Source organism: Streptomyces vulcanius (assembly GCF_042653945.1).
Classification (GTDB): domain Bacteria; phylum Actinomycetota; class Actinomycetes; order Streptomycetales; family Streptomycetaceae; genus Streptomyces; species Streptomyces mangrovi.
This window is the reverse complement of sequence record NZ_JBHSFK010000060.1, coordinates 49636-70285: the sequence shown is the minus strand read 5'-3', so window position 1 is coordinate 70285 and position 20650 is coordinate 49636. Positions and strand designations below refer to the sequence as shown.

Annotated in this window: 18 protein-coding genes and 1 pseudogene; 15 read left to right on the top strand and 4 right to left on the bottom strand. The window is 67.6% G+C overall.

Annotated features, from left to right (window positions below):
• The first annotated feature begins 118 nt into the window (after nucleotides 1-118).
• The 3 genes and pseudogenes from ACFPIH_RS51550 to ACFPIH_RS51540 all read left to right on the top strand — a co-directional run bounded on the left by ACFPIH_RS51550 (nucleotide 119) and on the right by ACFPIH_RS51540 (nucleotide 4348).
• Nucleotides 119-547 (top strand): annotated as a pseudogene (locus ACFPIH_RS51550) (DinB/UmuC family translesion DNA polymerase).
• Between the two features lie 769 nt (nucleotides 548-1316).
• Nucleotides 1317-2048 (top strand): flavin reductase family protein, encoded by a 732-nt coding sequence (locus ACFPIH_RS51545; protein ID WP_381186919.1) that lies wholly within the window; start codon nucleotides 1317-1319, stop codon nucleotides 2046-2048.
• 527 nt (nucleotides 2049-2575) lie between these two features.
• Entirely contained in the window at nucleotides 2576-4348 is a 1773-nt protein-coding gene (locus tag ACFPIH_RS51540) for a GMC family oxidoreductase N-terminal domain-containing protein (RefSeq protein ID WP_381186917.1), read from the top strand.
• Nucleotides 4349-4490: 142 nt separating this feature from the next.
• Here the strand turns inward: ACFPIH_RS51540 and ACFPIH_RS51535 are convergent, their stop codons facing one another.
• Genes ACFPIH_RS51535 through ACFPIH_RS51525 form a run of 3 tightly spaced genes read right to left on the bottom strand, consistent with a single transcriptional unit; the run spans nucleotide 4491 to nucleotide 7482 of the window.
• Nucleotides 4491-5258 carry an SDR family NAD(P)-dependent oxidoreductase gene (locus ACFPIH_RS51535; protein WP_351915920.1) on the bottom strand — a complete coding sequence of 256 codons (768 nt, stop codon included), beginning with the start codon at nucleotides 5256-5258 and terminating at the stop codon, nucleotides 4491-4493.
• Nucleotides 5258-6292, bottom strand: coding sequence for a phosphotransferase family protein (locus tag ACFPIH_RS51530; RefSeq protein ID WP_381186914.1), 1035 nt, complete (start codon nucleotides 6290-6292; stop codon nucleotides 5258-5260). Before ACFPIH_RS51530 ends, ACFPIH_RS51535 begins: the two co-directional genes overlap by 1 nt.
• Complete coding sequence (locus tag ACFPIH_RS51525; protein ID WP_381186912.1) at nucleotides 6289-7482, bottom strand: acyl-CoA dehydrogenase family protein; 1194 nt, start codon at nucleotides 7480-7482, stop codon at nucleotides 6289-6291. Before ACFPIH_RS51525 ends, ACFPIH_RS51530 begins: the two co-directional genes overlap by 4 nt.
• A gap of 251 nt (nucleotides 7483-7733) precedes the next feature.
• On the opposite strand from ACFPIH_RS51525, the gene ACFPIH_RS51520 reads away from it, so the two are divergent.
• The 10 genes from ACFPIH_RS51520 (at nucleotide 7734) to ACFPIH_RS51475 (ending at nucleotide 17303) form a co-directional block, all read left to right on the top strand.
• Nucleotides 7734-8000, top strand: a complete 267-nt coding sequence (locus ACFPIH_RS51520) for a TetR-type transcription factor C-terminal domain-containing protein (RefSeq protein WP_381186928.1) — start codon at nucleotides 7734-7736, stop codon at nucleotides 7998-8000.
• A 545-nt stretch (nucleotides 8001-8545) separates the two neighbouring features.
• A complete protein-coding gene (locus ACFPIH_RS51515; RefSeq protein WP_381186909.1) occupies nucleotides 8546-9034 on the top strand; it encodes a DUF6841 family protein in 489 nt (162 codons plus the stop codon).
• A complete protein-coding gene (locus ACFPIH_RS51510; protein WP_381186907.1) occupies nucleotides 9027-9932 on the top strand; it encodes an alpha/beta hydrolase in 906 nt (301 codons plus the stop codon). Before ACFPIH_RS51515 ends, ACFPIH_RS51510 begins: the two co-directional genes overlap by 8 nt.
• Nucleotides 9929-10765 (top strand): alpha/beta fold hydrolase, encoded by an 837-nt coding sequence (locus ACFPIH_RS51505; protein WP_381186905.1) that lies wholly within the window; start codon nucleotides 9929-9931, stop codon nucleotides 10763-10765. The genes ACFPIH_RS51510 and ACFPIH_RS51505 overlap by 4 nt, the downstream gene beginning before the upstream one ends.
• 116 nt (nucleotides 10766-10881) lie before the next feature.
• On the top strand, nucleotides 10882-11763 hold the full coding sequence (locus ACFPIH_RS51500; protein WP_381186902.1) for an MBL fold metallo-hydrolase: 882 nt from the start codon (nucleotides 10882-10884) through the stop codon (nucleotides 11761-11763).
• Nucleotides 11764-11820: 57 nt separating this feature from the next.
• Nucleotides 11821-12249 carry a PaaI family thioesterase gene (locus tag ACFPIH_RS51495; protein WP_381186899.1) on the top strand — a complete coding sequence of 143 codons (429 nt, stop codon included), beginning with the start codon at nucleotides 11821-11823 and terminating at the stop codon, nucleotides 12247-12249.
• 53 nt (nucleotides 12250-12302) lie between these two features.
• On the top strand, nucleotides 12303-13292 hold the full coding sequence (locus ACFPIH_RS51490) for an LLM class flavin-dependent oxidoreductase (RefSeq protein WP_465270395.1): 990 nt from the start codon (nucleotides 12303-12305) through the stop codon (nucleotides 13290-13292).
• A gap of 97 nt (nucleotides 13293-13389) precedes the next feature.
• Nucleotides 13390-14079 (top strand): winged helix-turn-helix transcriptional regulator, encoded by a 690-nt coding sequence (locus ACFPIH_RS51485; protein WP_381186893.1) that lies wholly within the window; start codon nucleotides 13390-13392, stop codon nucleotides 14077-14079.
• 42 nt (nucleotides 14080-14121) lie between these two features.
• Nucleotides 14122-15630: a long-chain-fatty-acid--CoA ligase gene (locus ACFPIH_RS51480; protein WP_381186890.1), complete on the top strand. Its 1509-nt coding sequence runs from the start codon at nucleotides 14122-14124 to the stop codon at nucleotides 15628-15630.
• A 110-nt stretch (nucleotides 15631-15740) separates the two neighbouring features.
• On the top strand, nucleotides 15741-17303 hold the full coding sequence (locus ACFPIH_RS51475) for an AMP-binding protein (RefSeq protein ID WP_381186887.1): 1563 nt from the start codon (nucleotides 15741-15743) through the stop codon (nucleotides 17301-17303).
• On the opposite strand, the gene ACFPIH_RS51470 is transcribed toward ACFPIH_RS51475, so the two are convergent.
• Nucleotides 17256-17873, bottom strand: a complete 618-nt coding sequence (locus tag ACFPIH_RS51470) for a TetR/AcrR family transcriptional regulator (protein ID WP_381186884.1) — start codon at nucleotides 17871-17873, stop codon at nucleotides 17256-17258. The genes ACFPIH_RS51475 and ACFPIH_RS51470 overlap by 48 nt on opposite strands.
• Before the next feature lie 151 nt (nucleotides 17874-18024).
• On the opposite strand from ACFPIH_RS51470, the gene ACFPIH_RS51465 reads away from it, so the two are divergent.
• Together ACFPIH_RS51465 and ACFPIH_RS51460 are read left to right on the top strand one after the other, a co-directional pair.
• Nucleotides 18025-19434 carry an aldehyde dehydrogenase family protein gene (locus ACFPIH_RS51465; RefSeq protein ID WP_381186882.1) on the top strand — a complete coding sequence of 470 codons (1410 nt, stop codon included), beginning with the start codon at nucleotides 18025-18027 and terminating at the stop codon, nucleotides 19432-19434.
• Between the two features lie 391 nt (nucleotides 19435-19825).
• Nucleotides 19826-20596, top strand: a complete 771-nt coding sequence (locus tag ACFPIH_RS51460; protein WP_381186879.1) for a maleylpyruvate isomerase family mycothiol-dependent enzyme — start codon at nucleotides 19826-19828, stop codon at nucleotides 20594-20596.
• The last annotated feature ends 54 nt before the right edge of the window (nucleotides 20597-20650 follow it).

Sequence of the window (20650 nt, the reverse complement as noted above, 5' to 3'; positions counted from 1 at the left end):
AATCAGCAGTCGGAGCGTCCCGGAGGACCGGGCGGCCAATCCACTCAAGCCATCACCGGCAGGTCACCATCAGCCACACCCGGTCCTCCCGGACCGTCCAACATTCTTAAGGGTCACCATGCTCATCATCGTGCTGGAGCGGGACTGCCTCGACCCGGCACAGTGCCACCGTGCGGTGCTGGGACTCGCCGACCGGATCGGCCAACGCCTGCGCGGCGAAAGCCAGATCGCCGGCCAACTCGCCCTCACCGTGCGGTAGGCCGACCGCAACTCCACCACGCATACCCGCACGCTGCCGGAACCGACCAACCATTTGCCCGCCCTTGCTGTAGCCGCCCTGGGACTATTGGCCGCCCTCGGGCTGCAGCGAGCAAGAGTCCGCGCCTACGCGGTCCATGCTGACAGTCTGCTGCCGGCTAGCAATGCTTACTGGCAGCTCTCTCTGGATGTCGGCGATGTCCGTGCCCGCGCAGCCGAAGCCGCCGTAGACCGTGCCCGCCGATGCTTCGGGCCGGGGGCTGTACGTCCAGCCGCTCTGGTGGACTGATCCGATTGCTCCAAGGCCGAGCTTGTCGGAAGCGATGTACCCGAGGACCGACACCGACAACTGGTACCGGTAGCCCGACAAGTAGGTGATCTTGCCGACTGCCTTGTTCTCGGAGGAGATCGTCAGCATCCGCCCACTGTTGAACCGCGATCGCCGAGGCCTCGACTCCATCACTATACATTTTATATAGTCGCTGCTAGCGTTCGCGTTCATGACGAAGGAGTCACTCGAGGGTCTGCTCTTGACCGCCGGTGCCAGCCGCAGCCTTGTCGCAACAAGCGCTGAGGTCAGCGGCCCAGATGGTCCAGGAAGGGTGACCGCGTGCACTGGGGCCTCCGGAACGGTGGGCGTGCGCGTGCCGCGCCCTCGCCGCCCTGTGGGTGCTGATAGCCGAAACGACTGCGGCCGCCGAGGCGTTGGCCTCCAGGCCGTCGCGGGGCAGTCGGTCCCTGAGGCCGGCTCGATGCGGTGGCGGCCGCCGGATCGCCCGGATCGTACGCGAGGTCATCCGCTGGCGCGCCCGCACTCCTGGGTTCGTGGCTCGGTCGCGGTACCCCAGGACGTGGAAATAAAGCTCGCCTCCGCAGGACTCTCGAAATGTACTTTCCTGCCCCGTCTCTAACTATCGCTGCCGGTGTCGAGCAGTGCGCCCACAAAGTGGCGAAGAAGAGAAACAGCGTGAACGAACAACGGATTGTTCGAGTCATCGCACCAACCAAGACCAAGCTTGGTTCGGTTGTATGGCCAAGTCACTGAAGGGATTGCTGAATTGCACATCGACGCCGAGAATCTCACCGCAGAGTCCGCGTACAAGCTGCTGATCGGCAGCGTCATCCCCCGGCCCATCGCCTGGGTCAGCACCCTGTCGACCAACGGGGTTGGCAATTTGGCGCCGATCTCGTTCTTTACCGTGGTGGGGCGCAAGCCGCCTATGGTCTCCTTGTCCATCCAGCCCCGGTCCGATGGCGTCACGCTCAAGGACAGCTTTGTCAATATGCGTGATACCGGGGAATTCGTAACTCACCTGGCCACGCTGCCACAGGCACTGCCTCTGCACCTCAGCGCAAATGAGTTCGAACCCGACGAGGACGAGTTCGACATGGTTGGGCTGGAGAAGCTGCCCAGTGCTGCCGTGAAGCCGCCGCGTATCGCGGGTGCGCCGATCGCGTTCGAGTGCGTCGTGGAGATGATCGTCCCCGCAGCGGACGGGCTCAACCACCTCGTGGTCGGGAAGGTCGTGCAGTTCTACATCCGCGACGACCTCTACCTGCCAGGCGGACGGATCGACACCGGCGCGATTGCCCCCGTCGGTCGGCTGGCCGCCGAGTACACGGTGGTGGACAACGCGTTCGTTCCACCGCTGGACAGTGAAACTCTTGAGCGATTCGAAGGACGTCGGATGGAGCGGCTCGACAAGCGACCTGACGACTACTCGATGATCGAAACATCGGAGTGGTCGCCGTCCGGATCCATCATGCGCACGCAAAACGACGCTGGCTGATCGACTTCTCGATGTCCGCTCGCTATGAGCAAGCGGTCCCCAGGTTCCATGGACTTCGCCTTGGTAACCTCAGGCAGGCGGCACGGACTCGGTACTGCGCGCCGGATTGCCGGCCTCAAGTCCCGGGGGCACGCTCTACGCGCTGCTTCCCCGCGATCCTCCTAGGGGTACCACCCATGGTGACGCCGCACATTCGCGGCCTTCCCATGCCGACCGCCTGAGTCGGGCTCCCCGTGTGGTCCAGCCACTGAATACGACGCCACTGAATCCGGCCGCCGTAATGGCCGGGCACAGACCGTGACCCGCCCAGCATCCGTCAATCGCCGAACGGACTCCTGAACCGCTGTGAGACGCGCAAGGGCTGCTCGGCCACATACGCCTCGCACCGGCTTCTGACGAAAAGATCACCTGCCGCCGAACCCGCTCAACATCGGCTTGCCCGGTACGGCGCGCACGACCGCCTCGGTACCCCGATTTCCGCAGTCACCGCGGACGAACCAGACTGAGCGAGAGACAAGAGGCAGCACATGGCACAGCCCTTGCACGACCGATCCTCCGACCAGGACGGATCGACGAACGCGAGTAACAGCAGTGCGGCCGACGGCGAGATGGCGGCCGATTACGACGTGATCGTGGTCGGGTCGGGCTTCGGGGGCAGCGTCGCGGCCCTCCGGCTCACGGAGAAGGGCTACCGGGTCGCGGTGATCGAGGCGGGTCGCCGGTTCGCCGACGACGAGTTCGCCAAGACGTCGTGGGATCTCAAGAACTATCTGTGGGCGCCCGCGCTCGGCTGCTTCGGGATTCAGCGCATCCATCCGCTCAAGGACGTCATAGTGACGGCGGGCGCCGGTGTCGGTGGTGGTTCGCTCGTCTACGGCAACGCGCTGTACCGGCCGCCCAAGCCGTTCTACGCGGATCGGCAGTGGGCGCACATCACCGACTGGGAGTCGGAGCTGGCGCCCTACTACGACCAGGCCAGCCGCATGCTGGGCGTGGTCACGAACCCGACCGTGACCGCCTGCGACAAGGTGATGCGTGAGGTCGCGACGGACATGGGTGTGGCGGACTCCTACCAACCGGCACCGGTCGCGGTGTACTTCGGCGAGCCAGGCACAGCCGCCGACGATCCGTTCTTCGGCGGCGCCGGGCCGCGACGCACCGGCTGCACGGAATGCGGCTCCTGCATGACCGGGTGCCGGGTCGGCGCGAAGAACACTCTCGTCAAGAACTACCTCTACATCGCGGAGCGCGCCGGCGCGAAGGTCATCCCGATGACCACGGTGGACGCTGTGCGACCGCGGCCGGACGGGTCGTTCGTGGTGGACGTGCACAGGACGGGCAAGCGGTCGCGCCGGTTCCGGCGGAGCCTGACGGCGACCCGGGTCGTGCTGGCCGCCGGCACCTGGGGCACGCAACAGTTGCTGCACAGCATGCGGGACAACGGCGTCCTGCCGGAGCTCTCGCCGCGGTTGGGGGAGCTGACGCGCACGAACTCGGAGGCGATCGTCGGTTCCAGTCGGGCCGTGGCCGACCCCGAGCAGGACTTCACCCGCGGTGTGTCGGTCACCTCATCGATTCACACGGACGAGAACACACACATCCAGGCGGTGCGCTATGGCAAGGGCAGCAACGGGATGAGCCTGATGCAGACCGTCGCCACGGACGGCTCACTGCCCACGCCGCGGTGGCTGCAGATGCTGCTGACCATCGCGCGGAAGCCGGTCAAGTCGATGACGGTGTTCAACGGCTACCGGTGGAGCGAGCGGACGATGATCCTGCTGGTGATGCAGAGCCTGGACAACTCGATCACCACGTACACCAGGCGAGGCCTGTTCGGGCGCCGCAGATTCACCTCGAAGCAGGGACACGGTGAGCCGAACCCGACGTTCATCCCGGCCGGGCACGAGGCGAACCTGCGCACAGCCGAGCACATCGGCGGTGTCCCGGGCGGGACGTGGGGCGAGATCTTCAACAGGCCGATGACCGCCCACTTCTTCGGTGGCGCGCCCATCGGGACCTCGTCGAAGGACGGTGTGATCGACCCGTTCCACCGGGTGTTCAACTACCCAGGACTGTCCGTCGTGGACGGAACCGCGCTGACCGCGAATCTTGGTGTGAACCCGTCGCTGACCATCACCGCCCAGGCGGAGCGCGCCTTTTCGTTCTGGCCCAACAAGGGCGAGGCCGATCCGCGCCCTGCTCAGTCGCAGCCGTACCGTCGGCTGGACCCGGTTGCTCCTGACAACCCTGCTGTCCCGGCGGAGGCCCCGGCCGCGCTGCGGCTGCCCATCGTGGGCTGAGCCGCCGCGCACTGCTGATACACGAGCAAACGTGCCGGGCATGGCGCTTTGAAGGATCTGCAGGCGCGATGCCCGGGGCGAAGCTGCCTTCGCCCGACGTCACCGAACGCGTGGGCAGCTGTCGAGCCGCACAGTCACGCCGTCAGTGGCCGGACATACCGCCGTCGACGGCGAGCGTGATGCCGGTGATGTAGGACGAGGCGGGGCTGGCGAGGAAGACGACGGCGGCGTCGAGTTCACGCTGCAGCCCGACCCTGCCCAGTGGGCTGTTCTGCCGGATGAACGCCATGACCTGGTCTTCGGGGATCTCGGAGGTCATCTCACTGGCGAAGTATCCCGGGGCGACGGCGTTGACCCGGATTCCCCGGCGCCCTGTCCATTGCTGCGCGAGATCGCGGGTGAGGCCGATGAGACCGGCCTTGCTGGCTGCGTAAGCTGCCTGCGGGGCGTACGACTTGATCAGACCGAGCACGCTGGCGATGTTGACGATGCTGGAGCCGGGCTCCATGACGCGGCCGCACGCCTGCGCCACCCAGTAGGCGCCGTTGAGGTTGATGTCGATGACGCGGCGGAACTCCTCCGGACTCTCCTTGAGGGCCGGAACCGCGGTGCCTACGCCGGCGTTGTTGATCAGGATGTCGACGCGGCCGAACTCGCCGACTGCCGACCTGGCCAGCGCCTCGCACTGTTCCGGATCGCCGACGTCGGTGGCCACCGCGATGGCACGGCGGCCGGTGTCGTGCACCTGCTTCGCGACGTCTGCCAGCCGGTCGGCGCGGCGGGCGGCGAGGACGACGTCGGCGCCGGCTTCCGCGAGCGCTCGGGCGAACCCGGCGCCGAGACCGGAACTCGCCCCGGTGACCACAGCGACCTTGCCGTCGAGCCGGAAGAGGTCGAGGACGTTGCTCATCACAGCTCCTGGTGTGTTGCTCGAAGTCCGGCGGCAGCGAGCGGCGCGACGGCCTGCCCCACCGTGTCGAATCCTGTGCCGCGGGTCAGCCCCTGCTGGAAGCGGGCGTGGATCCCCTCGGCGATGACGGCGATCTTGAAGTACCCCAACGAGAGGTAGAAGCCGAGTTCGCCGAGATCCCGGCCGCTCGCCTCGGCGTAGCGCTGGGCGAGGTCGGCCGCTGAGGGAAGCCGTTCGCTGGTCGATGCGGCCGATCCGCTGAGCACGGGCGCGAAGGACGGGTCGGCGTAGACAAGGTGCAGACCGAGATCGGCGAGGGGGTCGCCGAGGGTGGCCATCTCCCAGTCGACCACCGCACGGATGGTGCCCGGGTCGGCGGGGTCGAGGATGGTGTTGTCGATGCGGTAGTCGCCGTGCACGACGGATGCACCGCTTTCCGCCGGGCAAGCGGCGGCGAGTCGGGTGTGCAGCCGCTCCATGTCGCCGAGCTCCCGGGTCCGGACGCGTTGCCACTGGTCGTACCAACGCTGGACCTGGCGCGTCAGATAGCCCTGCGGCCGTCCGAACCCCGTCAGCCCGACCGCGTCCGGATCGACGGCGTGCAGGCGCGCCAGTACGTCGACCAGGCTGTAGGCGCAGCGGGTGATGTCGCGGTCCGGCAGCGCGTGCAACTGCTCGACCGTCCGGATCACCGTCCCCTCGACGTACTCGACCACCGCGAAGGGCACGCCGAGCACCCCGGCGTCCGCAAAGGCCACCGCGCGTGCCACGGGGACGTCACTGTCGGCGAGTGCGGCGACCATCCGGTACTCGCGCCGCATGTCGTGCGCGGAGGGGGTGAGCCCGCCCAGCGGAGGACGGCGAAGGACCCACCGCGTCCGCCCGTCGGTGACCACGTAGGTCAGGTTCGACCGGCCGCCCTGCAACAGCTCGGCGGTGAGCCGGCCCCGGAACTCCGGCACGTACTCGTCGAAGTACCGCTCGAGTGCGGCCAGGTCGAGGCCGTCCACTGTGGTGTGGCCCGTGACGCTCATCGTGCTGCCGCCTCGGTGTGGCGGCGCATGACGCGGCGGGCGATGGCCCAGCGGTGGGTTTCGGACGGGCCGTCGTAGATACGGAAGGGCCGGACCTCCCGCAGGAACCGGCCGAGCAGGATGTCGCCGGACACGCCGAGCGAACCGCAGATCTGCAGCGCACGGTCCACGACCCGCCACACCGCTTCGGCGCAGAAGGTCTTGGCGATCGAGGTGGACTGCGAGGCCGAACGCCCCTGATCCAGCTCCCAGCAGGCCTGCAGGATCAGTCCCCGGGCTGCGGCGATGTCGATTTCGTTGTCCGCGATCATCTGCTGCACCATGCCGAGATCGCCGAGCCGTGAGCCGAACAGCCGACGGTTGGCGGCCCGGTCGGCGGCGATGTCCTGCGCGCGTCGGGCGATGCCCAGCCACCGCATGCAATGGGTCATCCGCGCGGGCCCCAGCCGTACCTGCGCGTAGCGGAAGCCCTGGTCGACCTCGCCGAGCACCGCCTCGTCCGGTACGACACAGTCCTCGAAGAGCAGCTCGACGTGCCCGCCGTAGAGGCTCTCGTCGAGCGTCTCGATGTGCCGGACCGTCTTCATTCCCGGGTTGTCGGTGTCGACCAGGAACATGGTCGCGCCGCCCTGGTCACCGGGTTCACCCGAGGTCCTGGCCATGCAGATCGCGAACCCCGCGCCGTCGGCACCGGTGATGAACCACTTGTGCCCGTCGATGCGCCAGCCGCCCGGAACACGTTCGGCGCGCGTCGCCAGCGCGCTGGGGTCGGAACCCGCGCCCGGCGCCGGCTCCGTCATCGCGAAGCACGACCGCACGGCCCCGGTCGCGAGCGGGCGCAGGTAGCGGTCCTTCTGCTCGGCGGTGGCGATGGCTTCGAGCATGTGCATGTTGCCCTCGTCGGGGGCGGCGATGTTCAGCGCCAGCGGGCCCAGCAGGGAGTACCCCGCCTCCTCGAAGACAGCAGCCCTGCCCCGCATGTCCAGCCCGTGCCCGCCGAACTCCTCGCCGACGTGCGGCGCGAACACACCGGCATCCTTCGCGGCCCGCTGCAGCCCGATCCGTACGTTCTCGGTGTGCACGACGCCACGGTGTTGTTCCTCGACCGGGATCACCACCTCGCGGACGAAGTCGGAGGTGTGGTGCGCGAGGTCCGCGACGACGGGGTCCTGGGTGAGGTCGACTGCCATGGCGCCTCCCAATCGGGCTAATGGGTATTAGCCAGACTCTAAGCGGGCGCTTGGCGCCCTGCAATCCCCCATGGCGCAGGTCACAGTTGCCGACTGGATCAGCTATCGTCTGTTAGCCCTGAAGCGGAGGCGAAGGTGAGTCGGTCCGACGGGATCCGCGCCGCGGCGCTGGAGCTGTTCACGCGCCTCGGCTACGAGGCGACCACGATGGCCGCCGGCATCGGCTCGAGGCCTTCGTCGGTAACCGCGAGATCCGCAGCCTCGTCGAGCCGCGTCGCGGTCGCGTGCTGGCCTTGCGTGCGGAGTACGAAGCCGGCTTTCGCGGAATCGTCAACGCGGGCGTCGCGGAGGGGTGCTTCAAGGTCGCCTCGGCGCGGCTGGTCTCCTACGCCATCCTCGACCTCGGTATGGGAGTCGCGGCGTGGTATCGCGAAGACGGTGAACTGACCGAGGATGCCATCGTCTGGCAGTACAGCGACTTCGCCCTCCGCCTTGCCGGCGCGAGCCCTGAGGGCTAGGTCGCCCGAAGCCTCGATCTTCCAGCGCGGCCTGGTGACCTTCGCGTAGCACCCTCGGGAGGAACCGGTCGCGCGGGGAAGACTTCGCGAGGGCGGAGTCTTCGTCGGGCGCAGCCGCTCGGCAGGCCGTGGGTGATGGCCGGTGATCTCGCCTTCACGGGTGGAATTCAAGCGCGCGCGTCGTGATCGCCAACGCCCCATGAGCCTTGGCGCTATACATTCCATATAGTCACTGCTAGCGTTCCCGTCCATGACGAAGGGGTCGCTCGGTGAACTGTGCTCTCCGATTGCCGGTGCTGCCTGCAGTCCTGGCGCAGCCCCTTGCTCGAGAGCTCGGTGGGCACCGGCCGCTGAAGCGGCGGGGCCTGGGCCGATCGTCGTGCGGCCGCCGCCCGCGGACTCGCTCTGGGGCTGGTCGCGCAGCTGGTGAAGCCCCAGGGCGGGGAGCGTGGACGCGCCTCCGTGGCCAAGGCATACCAAAAGGACTCTTCCCTCCTCTCGAATTCACTGACCTCTGAAATCCTTCTCGGAAGGAATCTGCCGTTATGTCCAATGATCAAATCGCTGCCATTCAGGCCGAGTTGACCGAATGGTTCTTCGAGGACTATCTGCCGCGATGGGTGGCCGTGGCCGCAGGCACCTCAGACGAGGGCCCCGAGTTCATTCATGACTACTGGGACACTCCGATGCACGTCACGGGGTTGGACCAGTCCTTCTGGTGTCTCGATGACGCGAGCGTGCGCGGCTTCCTGGAACTCAATTACGCGCCGCTGCGCGAGGCCGGATACAGCCACACCGTGGTGCCCGACCGGCGCGTGATCGTCTACAACTCCGTAGGCGCCGCCATCGAGGTGATCTGGTCTCGCCGCCGTGCCGACGAGACCGAGATCCAGCGCTGGGCCACGCATTTCAGCGTCGCCAAGTCCGATCGGGGCTGGCGTGCGATCGCCGTCCACGCCGCGGCGACGGACAAGAACAAACTCGATGACGTCTGGCCCGCCGTATCGGCCCGGGAGGAGGCGAGCCGTGGCTGAAAAGGACTATCCGCCGCTGGTCATGCCCGACGGGGTCGGCCGGCAACAGGTCACCGTGTGGAGCAACGGCATCGCGCTCGACGCGGACGTGTACCGACCGACGGCGGTCGGCCCCGACGCCGACCTGCCCGCTGTGGTGTTGTGCCACGGGTGGGGTGGCAGCAAGCTCACCGCCGAACGCTATGCGGCGCTGTTCGCCGCATCAGGCATGATCACCCTGACGTTCACCCAGGGCAGCTGGTTCGGCTCCGGATCTCCGCTGCAGCTGGTCGGAGACGTCCCCGACCTCGATGACGGCAATGAGGCGCTGACCCGGGTGCGGTTCATCCGGGAGCTGGTGGATCCGTTCGCCTGGACGGCGAACCTGCGCTCGGCCCTGGACTACATCGAGGGTGAGCCGGGCGTCGATCCCGCCCGGATCGGGCTGTGGGCAACCAGCTTCGGCGGCGGCGTCGCCGTGCATCTGGCCGCCAACGACAGCCGGGTCAAGGCGCTGGCGGTGCAGGTGCCGGCCATTGCCCCGCTGAGTGGGCCAGTGGGAGATTTCGCCCGCAAGCGTGCGATCGACACCGCGCGCGGCGACGCGGACGCGATTCCCCAGGGCGTCGATCCATGGCCGAGCATGGCGGGCACCCCGTTCATGGCGACGTTGGCGCACTTCGACCCGCTGGCCCAGGTCGAGCGGCTGCGGATCCCCACCCTGATCATCGATGCCGGTGACGAGGACCTGTTCCCCATCGCCGACAACGGGGGCCGCGCGGCGAAAGTACTGGAGACCGTTCCCGGCAGCGTCGTCGACTACCAGGTCATCCCCGGCATCGACCACTACGGCATCTACTTCGACGGCTACGAGCCGGGCAGCCGGGCCGCCCTCGACTGGTGGGGGCGCTATCTGTGACGACACCGACCTTCCGCAGCCTTTACGTGCCGACCACCCTGGGCCGGCTCCACGTGCAGGACGCCGGACCCGCCGACGGCCCGGTCGCGCTGTTGTGGCCGAGCGTGTTCATGGACGGTGAGAGCAGCTGGGGCGCACAGCTTTCCGGTCTGCACGCTCTCGGGTGGCGGACCCTGCTGGTCGACCCTCCCGGTACCGGCCGCAGCGACTCGGCGTCCCGGCTGTTCACCATGGAGGAGTGCGGCGACGCCGCCGTCCAGACCCTCGACGTGGCCGACGCCGACCGGGCCGCCCTGCTTGGGCTGTCGTGGGGCGGCATCGTCGCCCTGCGGGTCGCGCTCACCGCACCGCACCGGGTCAGCGCGCTGGTGCTGTCCAACACCACCGCGCGCAGCGTGGTTTTCCGCGAACGTCTGGCAGTCCGCCTGAACACCCTTCTCATACGGTCCGGGATCGTCCCGGGCGGACTGGGCCGACCGGTCGTGTCCGGAATGCTCAGCGAGCACTCCCGCAACGAAAACCCCGAGTTCACCACGCGCCTCGCCCAAGTAGTCGACGCCCTCGACAAGGCAGGCCTGGCCCGCAACGTACGGTCGGTGCTGGCCGATCGCAGCAGCGTGGTCGACGCCCTCGGGAGAATCACCGCGCCCGCCCTGGTGATCGGCGGCGCCGAGGACCGGGCCCTGCCGCCGACGCCCCATTCCACCGAACTGGCCGACCGTATCGCCGGCGCACAACTCGAGGTGGTGCCGAGCGTCGCCCACCTGGCTCCCCGCGAGGCGCCCACCGAGGTGGCGGCTCTGATCAGGAAGTTTCTCAGACCTCTCGGTTAGCCGTGCTCTCGGCGACCGGCCATGGCGACGAGGTGCCCCGTCTGCTCGCGCCGCTGCCGGACGGGTCACGTGCTCGTACGGCAGCGACGCGAAATACCGAAAGGAACACAAAGAACATGACCGAGCTCAGCTACGACGTGTACGTCTCCGACGGCGTCCCGCGCACCCGGCCCGAGAGGTTGCCCGACGGCGGCCGCATTACGTCGTCTCCACTGGCCTCGACGCTGATCACCGGTGAACGGGACGCCGTGCTGGTCGACCCGCCGTTCACCCGCGAGCAGACGCAGCAGGTCGGCGACTGGGTGGAGCGCTCCGGCAAGCGCCTGGCGTACGTCTATGCGACGCATGGCCACGGCGACCACTGGTTCGGCACCGGCCAGCTTCTGGAGCGCTTTCCCGACGCGGTCCCGTATGCCACTGAGGGAACCATCGGACTGATGCGCAAGCACGCCGAGGGCCGCAAGATGTGGGACGCGGACTTCCCCGGCCTGATTCCCGATGCTCCCGTCGTCTACCAGCCGATCCCCGCCGACGGGTTCGAACTCGAGGGACACCGGGTGACGGCCATCGAGGTCGGCCACACCGACACCGACGACACGACCGTGCTCCACGTCCCGTCGATCGGTCTGATCGTCGGGGGCGACGTCGTCTACAACGGCGTGCACCAGATGCTGCTGGAAACCCCGGGCGGCGGATTCGAGTCGTGGCTGGCGGCACTCGACGTTCTCGAGTCACTCAACCCCCGCGCCGTCGTGGCCGGGCACAAGAACCGTGACCTGCCCGACGACCCGGCCATCATCGACCAGACCCGCCAATACCTGCGCGACGCGCAGCGGCTCCTCGCCGAGAAGCCCACGCCGCAGCGGTTCTTCGACGAGATCACCACCCGCTACCCCGACCGGCTCAACGTCGGCCCCGTCTGGTACGGCGCACACGGTCTTCTGGGAGTCCCGATGCCCGTGACGACCCCGGACCAACACGACCACGCGAACGACTAGGCCTGGCACATGGCACAGCACACGACTGATGCAACCGCTGCCCCGGACGGAGCCCCTATGTCAGGCTTCGACGTGTTCCAGAGCGCGTTCGTGGCGGCCGTCGGTCTGCGTTTCACCGAGGTCACGGCCACGCGAGTGCGGGGGCAGATACAGCTGGGCCCTGAGCACCACACCCCCTGGGGAGTGGTGCACGGCGGGGTCTACACCACCGCCGTGGAATCCGCCGCCAGCGTCGGTGCGTCGGCCGCGGTAGCCGATCGCGACCAGGTCGCTGTGGGGGTGGCCAACAGTACGGACTTCCTCCGACCGATCACCGCCGGGACGGTGGAAGTGGTGGCCGAACCGATCCAGCAAGGGCGCAGCCAGCAGCTGTGGCAGGTCACCATCACCAGTATCAGCAACGGCAAGCTCATCGCCCGCGGCCAGCTGCGCCTGGCCAATGTCCCCGCCACCGGTCTCCCGAGCACCTTGGGGCAGCAACTATGACCACTCCCACTTCTCGCGCAGCCACCCACAGCCAAGGCTCAGCCGGCTTGGACGTGTCGGCAGCGTTCGCGACCACGCTGGAAACACCGCAGCACGTCCAGATCGCCGAGGAACTCGGCTACCGGCGTGCGTGGCTGTACGACACACCGCAACAGAGCCCCGACGTGTGGATGTGTCTGGCACTGGCCGCCGAACGCACGCACACCATCGGACTCGGTCCGGGCGTTCTCGTCCCGGCGCTGCGCCACCCGATGGTCAATGCCGCCGGGGCCGCGGCCCTCGGTCGCCTGGCCCCCGGACGGGTCGCGGTGGCTTTCGGCACCGGCTACACCAGCCGCCGGGCCATGGGACAGTGGCCCGTCTCGTGGGCGTACATGAAGCGCTACATCACGACGTTCCGCGCGCTCCTCAGAGGCGAAACGGTCGAGTGGGAAGGCAGCTGGCTGCGCATGCTGCACACCGACGAGTCGCTTCCGAGCACACCGGACACCATTCCGGTCTACATCGGAGCGATCGGCCCCAAGGGCCTGGAGATAGCCGCATCGCTGGGGGACGGCCTGTTCATGGCCGGAGCACCCGTGCCCGAACAGGCCAAAGAGTTCTCGCACGTCTCCTACCTGGCCCTCGGGTCCGTGCTCGATGACGGCGAAACACTCGACAGCGACCGACTCCGCACGGCCGCAGGCCCCGGACTGGCGCAGGCCTTCCACGCCTCCTACGAACTCGGCGGCGAGGAGGCTGTCAAAGCGCTGCCCGGGGGGCCGGAGTGGCTGGCCGTCCTGGAGAACACGCCGGAGCAGCAACGTCACCTCGCCGTGCACAGCGGACACCTGATGCATCTGAACGACGCCGACACCGCCGCCTGGAACGCCGGGGCGCGCACGCTGGTCGAGCACGTCACGCTCACCGGCACCGCCGACGAGGTCCTGGCCAAGGTCCAGCAACTGGCGGCGAGCGGTGTCACCGAGATCATGTACCAACCCGCCGGCGACATCCGCCGTGAACTCGAAGCGTTCGCCGACGCGGTGGGAATACGAGGATGAGCACGCAGTGCGGCACGACAGCTCATCTGCACATGCCGGACCCCGGGAGAGCGTACAAAACATATAGCGAGAAGTTATCGAGCCGTACAGTGGAATCATGACAACCGCAAGAACATACGGCCAGATGTGTCCGCTCGCCCGTTCCATGGACCTTCTCGGTGAGCGGTGGACCATCTTGGTCGTGCGCGAGCTGTGCCTTGGGCCCAAGCGCTTCAAGGACATCCTCGACGTACTCCCGACCCTGGGACCGAACCGCTTGACTGCGCGCCTTCGCAGCCTTGAGGCCGCCGGGGTGGTCCGTCGGAGCACGCTTCCACCCCCCGCGGGTGTGGCTGTCTATGAGCTCACCGAGCGAGGTGAGGGGCTCCGTACCCCACTCATCGAGCTTGGACGATGGGGCCTGGGACTCCAGCCGTCGGCGGACATCGATCCGGCGACCACCCGCGCGGACCTGATCGCCCTCAGCGTTTCGACCTTTGTCGACCCGGACAAGCTCGTCGGCCTGAAAGAGATCTACGAGCTGCACGTGGGCAGGGAGACGTTTCATGTCGAGATCGCCGATGGCCGGATGTGGACGAAGAGCGGTCCGGCACCGGTCCGCCCCGACCTTTCGGTTACATGCCGTTTGCGCACGTTCCTTGCTGTGGTCTTCGGCCACAAGCAAGCGATCGACGCAGTCGAGTCGGGCGACCTGGCGGTGACTGTCGGCTCCAGTGAAGTGGTCGAGCGTGCGTTCGACCTGATGTCCGGTTCCGAGCTGGATTATCCGGTGTACGTGGGAATGTAGCGCGCGAGCGCTCCTGCCGCCGGAGCGTGAAGGAGAGAGGCCATGAGCTTCAACCTGGCGGCGATGCTTGTCGAGGCAACGCGCGCACAACCGCAGAGCCCGGCCCTCTGGGCCGGCGATGACAGCTGGGACTATCAGCGACTCGACACCGAGTCGACCCGCTTCGCGAACGGACTCATCGAGAGCGGCTGTTCAAGGGGCGATGTGGTGGCGATCCAGTTGCCCAACGTCCCGGAGTTCCTGGTCGCCTACTTCGGGACGCTGCGCGCCGGCATGGTCCTGTTGCCTCTCAACCCCCTGCTGACCGCCACAGAGACCGCGTTCCTGCTTACCGATGCCCGTGCGGTCGTGGTCTTCGCGCACGAACTCGCCGTCGGCGCCGTTCTCGGTGCCAAGGAAGCGGGCGTTTCTCTCGTGACGGTTTCCGCAGGGATACGTCACGACGGTGACGACGGCAGGTTCTTTTCGGACTTCCTGTCGGATCACGATCACGGAGGAGCGGAGGTCGCCGCCACGGCACCTGAGGACACCGCGGTTCTGCTCTACACGAGCGGCACCACAGGGAAACCGAAGGGAGCAGAACTCACCCACTTCCAGCTGTTCATGAACTGCACGGCCAGTGCTGACGTGTTCGAAGCGAGGCAGGACGACGTCATCCTTCTCGCGTTGCCGCTGTTCCACGTCTTCGGGCTCTCCTCGCTCGCGAACTCCGCGATCCGGCGCGGCGCCTCGCTCGCACTCGTGCCCCGTTTCGAAGCCTCTGCCGTACTCGATGTCATCGAGCAAAGACGCGTCTCCGTGGTGGCCGGTGTGCCCACCATGCTGCACGCCCTGCTGGAGACCCCCGACCGCGACCGTGATCTCAGCAGCATGCGCATGGCGCTGTCCGGCGGTTCGCCGATCGCCCCGGATGTCCTCACCCGGTTCGAGGAGAGGTTCGCCATCCCGGTTCTGGAGGGTTATGGGCTGACCGAGACGGCCAGCGCTGTGACGTTCAACAGAGCGGCCGGACGCAAGCCCATGTCCGTGGGCCAGCCCCTCTGGGGGACCGAGATGCGAGTGGTGGACAACGACGGCAACCGGCTCCCTCCGGGTGCCGACCACATCGGCGAACTCCTCGCCCGCGGACACTCGGTGATGAAGGGCTACCTGCGTCGCCCCGCCGAAACCGCCGAAGTCATCCGGGACGGCTGGTTCCGCACCGGCGACCTGGGCTACGTCGACGACGACGGCTACTACTTCGTCGTCGACCGGATCAAAGACCTGATCATCCGCGGCGGATACAACGTGTACCCGCGTGAGATCGAGGACGTGCTCTACGGACATCCCGACATCCTCGAGGCCGCCGTCATCGGAACCCCCGACGACCGGCTCGGGGAAGAGGTCGTCGCGGTTGTCGCCCTGCGCGACGGGAGCGACATCAGCGCCGAAGACGTCATCGGCTACTGCAGGCAGCACCTCGCCGCCTACAAGTACCCGAGGGTCGTGCGATTCGTCGAGACCCTTCCGAAGGGCCCCACGAACAAGATCCTCAAGAGCCAACTTCGCTGATTCCCTCTGAACCGGCACACGCCGCCGTGGAGTGCGGCGATGTTCCAGGCAGGACCAACCGAACGGAGCAGGCCTTGAATCCCGCCCTGTCATTCGAGCCATTGAGTCCCGTGTCGTTCCTGGACCGGTCGGCCGCGGTGTTTCCCGACCGCACGGCTGTGATCGACGGGGATCGGAGTTTCACGTACGCCGAGTTGCACGACCGGTGTCGTCGGCTCGCGGGCGTTTTGGCCTCGCTCGCGAACGGCGACCCGGTCGCGGTACTGGCACCCAACACGCACATCATGCTCGAGGCCCACTACGGGGCCCCGTGGGCCGGTGCGCCCCTGGTCACGATCAACACCAGACTCTCCGCCCCCGAGGTTCGTCACATCCTCGAGCACTCGGAAAGTGCGGTGCTCCTGCACGACCCGCAGTTCGACGACCTCGTGGCCACGGCGATCGACGGGATGCCGCATCCGCCCCTGATCGTCCGTGCCGGCCCCGGCGACGACGGTGCCTACGAACAACTCCTCGATGCCGCCGTACCGACGGCCGTCCCGTTGCCCGATGAGCGCGCGCTGCTGTCCATCAACTACACCTCCGGAACGACCGGTCGTCCCAAGGGCGTCATGTACCAACACCGTGGTGCCTATCTCCAGGCACTCGCGATGGTCACGCACACCCAGTTGAGCACGGCCTCCGTCTACCTCTGGACCCTGCCGATGTTCCACTGCAACGGCTGGTGCTTCCCGTGGGCGGTCACCGCCGCCGGCGGCACCCACGTATGCCTGCCGAAAGTGGAGGCTTCCGAGATCTGGCGGCTCATTCACGACGAACACGTCACACACCTCTGTGGTGCCCCTGCTGTGCTCTCCATGGTGGTGAACGCCCCGGAGGCCAAGCGCGACGCGGACGGCGTCATCCGCTTCCTGACCGGCGGGGCGCCGCCGAGCCCCACCCTGCTCGCCGCCGCGGACGCACTGCGTATCGATGTCACGCATCTGTACGGACTCACCGAAACGTACGGGCCGTCGGTGCTGTGTGACTGGCACCCCGAATGGAACAGCCTCGACGCTGAGGAACAGTCCCGGCTTCGCGCCCGTCAGGGAGTGTCCAACATCATCGGTCTCACCGCCCGTGTGGTCGGCAACGGAGCGGACGTGCCTGCGGACGGCACCACGATCGGTGAGATCAGGTTGCGCGGCAACAACCTCATGCTGGGCTACCTCAAGGATGCCGCCGCCACGGCCGCAGCCGCCCCGGACGGCTGGTTCCGGACCGGCGACCTCGGTGTTCGCCACCCCGACGGTTACATCGAGCTGAGGGATCGCAGCAAGGACGTCATCATCTCCGGTGGAGAGAACATCACCTCGATCGAGGTCGAGCAGGCTGTCGCCAGCCATCCGGCAGTCCTCGAAGTCGCCGTCGTCGGTACCCCGGACGATCGCTGGGGCGAGGTGCCGGTCGCGTACACCGTCCTGCGGCCCGATGCGGTCGTCACCGAGCAGGAGATCATCGACCACGTCAAAACCCGCATCGCACGATTCAAGGCGCCCAAGCGGGTCGTATTCGGGGAACTGCCCCGAACCTCGACCGGGAAGATCCAGAAGTACCTGCTCCGCGAAGGCGAGCGGGCTGCCGGCTCAATGGCTTCCCTTGCCTCCGACGGCGCGGATGAGGAAGGGCAGTAGGCGGTCGGCCGTCTCCGCCGCGGAGCCCGCGTCCACTTCGTCCGGCGGCAGCGGGGTGAGGAAGAACCTGCTCATCATGGGACCGATAACGAGGTCGCCGAGCAGATCGGCGTGCTCGACGGGCGAGATTTCACCCCGGTCCACCGCACGTTGTGCGATCTCCTCCATACGTCGGCGAACGGGGAGCACGAACGCGTTCGTGAGGGCCTCGGCCAGGGGCGCGTTGTGCGCGCCCTCGGCGATCAAGGACCGCAACACCCCTCCCTCCTTCCCGGTCAGGGAAGCTGCCTTGTCCCGGAGCAGGGCACGCAGGTCCCCTTCGAGAGTGCCGGTGTCGACGGATGCCGTGAGCTCCTGGGCGTAGGCCGTGGCAGCGTCGACGACCAGGAACTCCTTGGACGGCCAGCGGCGGTAGAGGGTGGCGGTGGACACTCCGGCGCGGGCCGCCACGGCGGCGGTGGTCAAGCCGCCGTAGCCGCTCTCGCCCAGGACGGCCAGAGTCGCATCCAGCAGGGCACGGTCCCGGGCGGCATCGCGAGGACGTCCCCGGCGTGCTGCCGACCCGGTCATCGGCCACCCCCCGAAGAGACACGGCGGGACACATGCGGGTCGCAGCGCCGGAGGGGTCGTTCGAAGAGTTCAGGAAGCGTGGGAGGGGTCACACCACAAAGCATACATCGATACGAAACGAAATACTTTCGTTTCGTATATGCTCCAGGACATGACCACCAACAGCCATGTGGACATCGACTCCACGACAGAGCATGCGGCCGAAACCGTCACCCGCCTGCGCGCCACCTTCAACACCGGCCACACCAAGCCCCTGTCCTGGCGGAGAAAGCAGCTGCACGCGCTGCGGCAGCTGCTGGCCGAACACCAGGACGTATTCGCAGACGCCCTGTACACCGACCTCGGCAAGAACGCGACCGAGGCGCACGTCATGGAGATCGGCTTCCTCATCAAGGAGATCGACCACACCCTGCGCCACCTCGACCGGTGGACGCGTCCGAGTAAGGTCTCCGTGCCCCTGTCGCTCGCGCCGGCCCGGGCCTGGACCGTTCGCGAGCCGCTGGGCACGGTGCTGATCATCAGCCCCTGGAACTACCCGCTGAATCTGGCGCTGGCGCCACTCGTCGGCGCACTGGCCGCGGGGAACTGCGTCATCCTCAAGCCCAGCGAAGTCGCCCCCGCGACCTCGGCCGCGCTCGCCCACTGGCTGCCCCGGGTCCTGGATCCGCAGGCCGTCGCCGTCGTCGAGGGAGGCGTACCGGAGACGACCGCCCTGCTGGAACAGCGGTTCGACCACATCTTCTACACCGGCAACGGCACCGTCGGACGCATCGTCATGGCCGCAGCGGCCCGGCATCTCACGCCGGTCACCCTGGAGCTGGGCGGCAAGAGCCCCGCCGTAGTCGAACCCGGCGCCGACCTCGCGACGGCCGCCCGGCGCATCGTCTGGGGCAAGTTCATGAACGCCGGCCAGACCTGCGTCGCACCCGACTACGTGCTCGCGATCGGCGAGGCGAGTGCCGACATTGAAGCGCACCTGACCGCGGCGATCCGCGAGATGTACGGCACCGACCCGGCCCGGAGCGCCGACTACGGCAACATCGTCAACGAGCGCCACTTCGACCGGCTGGCCGGTCTGCTGAAGGACGGCCGGACCGTCGTCGGTGGCGACCACGACCGTCCCACCCGCTACATGGCCCCCACCGTTCTGGCCGATGTCGACCCGGACTCGCCCGTGATGCGCGACGAGATCTTCGGACCCATCCTGCCCATCGTCCGTGTCCCCGACCTGGACTCGGCGATCGCCTTCATCACCGGGCGGGACAAGCCCCTGGCTCTCTACGCCTTCACTGCTTCCAAGCGCTCCAAGCAGCGGCTGATCGCGGAGACGTCCTCCGGCGGCATCACCTTTGGCGTCCCGACCGCTCAGCTCTCCGCGCCCGGTCTGCCGTTCGGTGGCGTCGGCGAGAGCGGCATGGGCCAGTACCACGGCGAACACTCCTTGGACACCTTCAGCCACACCAAGTCCATCCTCGACAAGCCGCTCAAGCCGGACACCATGCGTGTGACCTATCCGCCGTTCACTCGCCACAAGGACCGCCTACTGCGACGGCTCGTGTGAGCCGCACACGCAAGGAGCCGGCCTGCCGCCGAGGAATCCCTCGCGGTCTCGGGGCTCGGATCGCGAGTACGACCGTCGGGTCGCCCCACTCGCGCCCGGCAGGACCAACACGGGTTCGTCGACGTCGGGAGCTCGCCGCCCGACACGCTCCTGCAGATTTAGGCTGAGCAGGAGCACCTCGCCGACCGGCACGGACACCGCCGGTCCCGCCACCGTCGCCGAGACGACCGTTGTGGCAATCACCGCTCGCGAGCCGAAGCCGCGGTACACCGCCCGAGCTCTCGACAAGCACATTCGCACCTTCAACAAGTCGGCCGACCAGTGCCGCAGAACGCGCCCGGCACCCGCCTCTCGCGGGAGCGGACCCCGGGGGCCGTCGAAAGGATCACCGATGAAACCTGATCGCGCGGACGCTTTCCGCACGGAGCGCGCGGAGATGCTGCGCTTGTGCGGAGAACTGGACGAAAAGGAGTGGGGCACGGCCAGTAAAGCGCTCGGGTGGAGCGTGCAGGATGTGGTGGCGCACATCGGTGCCACCTGTCGCTCCTTCTTCACTCCCTCGATGGTCACGATGATGCGGATGAACGACCTGGAGCGAACCAACGACCTGTTCGTCGACAAGCGTCGAGGACGGACACCGTCGCAGACGGTCGCCGAGTACGAACGATGGACCCGGGTGATGGGCGTGGCCGCTCGGCTGCCACTTGACTGGGTCCGTGTGCCGATGGCCGAGCTCGGCCGGTTCCCGGCCGGGCTGATGATCGGCGGGGCGATGACGTTCGATCATCACACCCACCTGCGCTTCGACATCGTCCCCGCACTGGGGCGGCCGGTTCCGGGCACCGACGCGAACCGGATGGCCACCGTGCTGGAGTGGATGTTCGCCGTACTGGGGAATCAGGTGCGGTCGGCTCAGCCGGCCTGGTTCGTTGATCCCCTCACGATCGAGCTGGAAGGGCTGGGCGGCGGCACCTGGTCAGTGGGCCCGGGCGGCGTTGTCACGGTCGGACCGTCGGACAAGTCGGCGGCCACGATCACCGGACGGGCCGAGGACTTCCCGGAGTGGGCCACTCACCGGGCCGACTGGCGCGATCGGGACCTGCGGATCTCCGGCGATGTCGACTACTCCGCTCGTTTTCTCGACTTCGCGAGGGTGGTGTGAGCGCCTGCTCGTGAGCTCCTGCCGGCTGGTCGTGACCAAGGCGCTGAGCGGGGC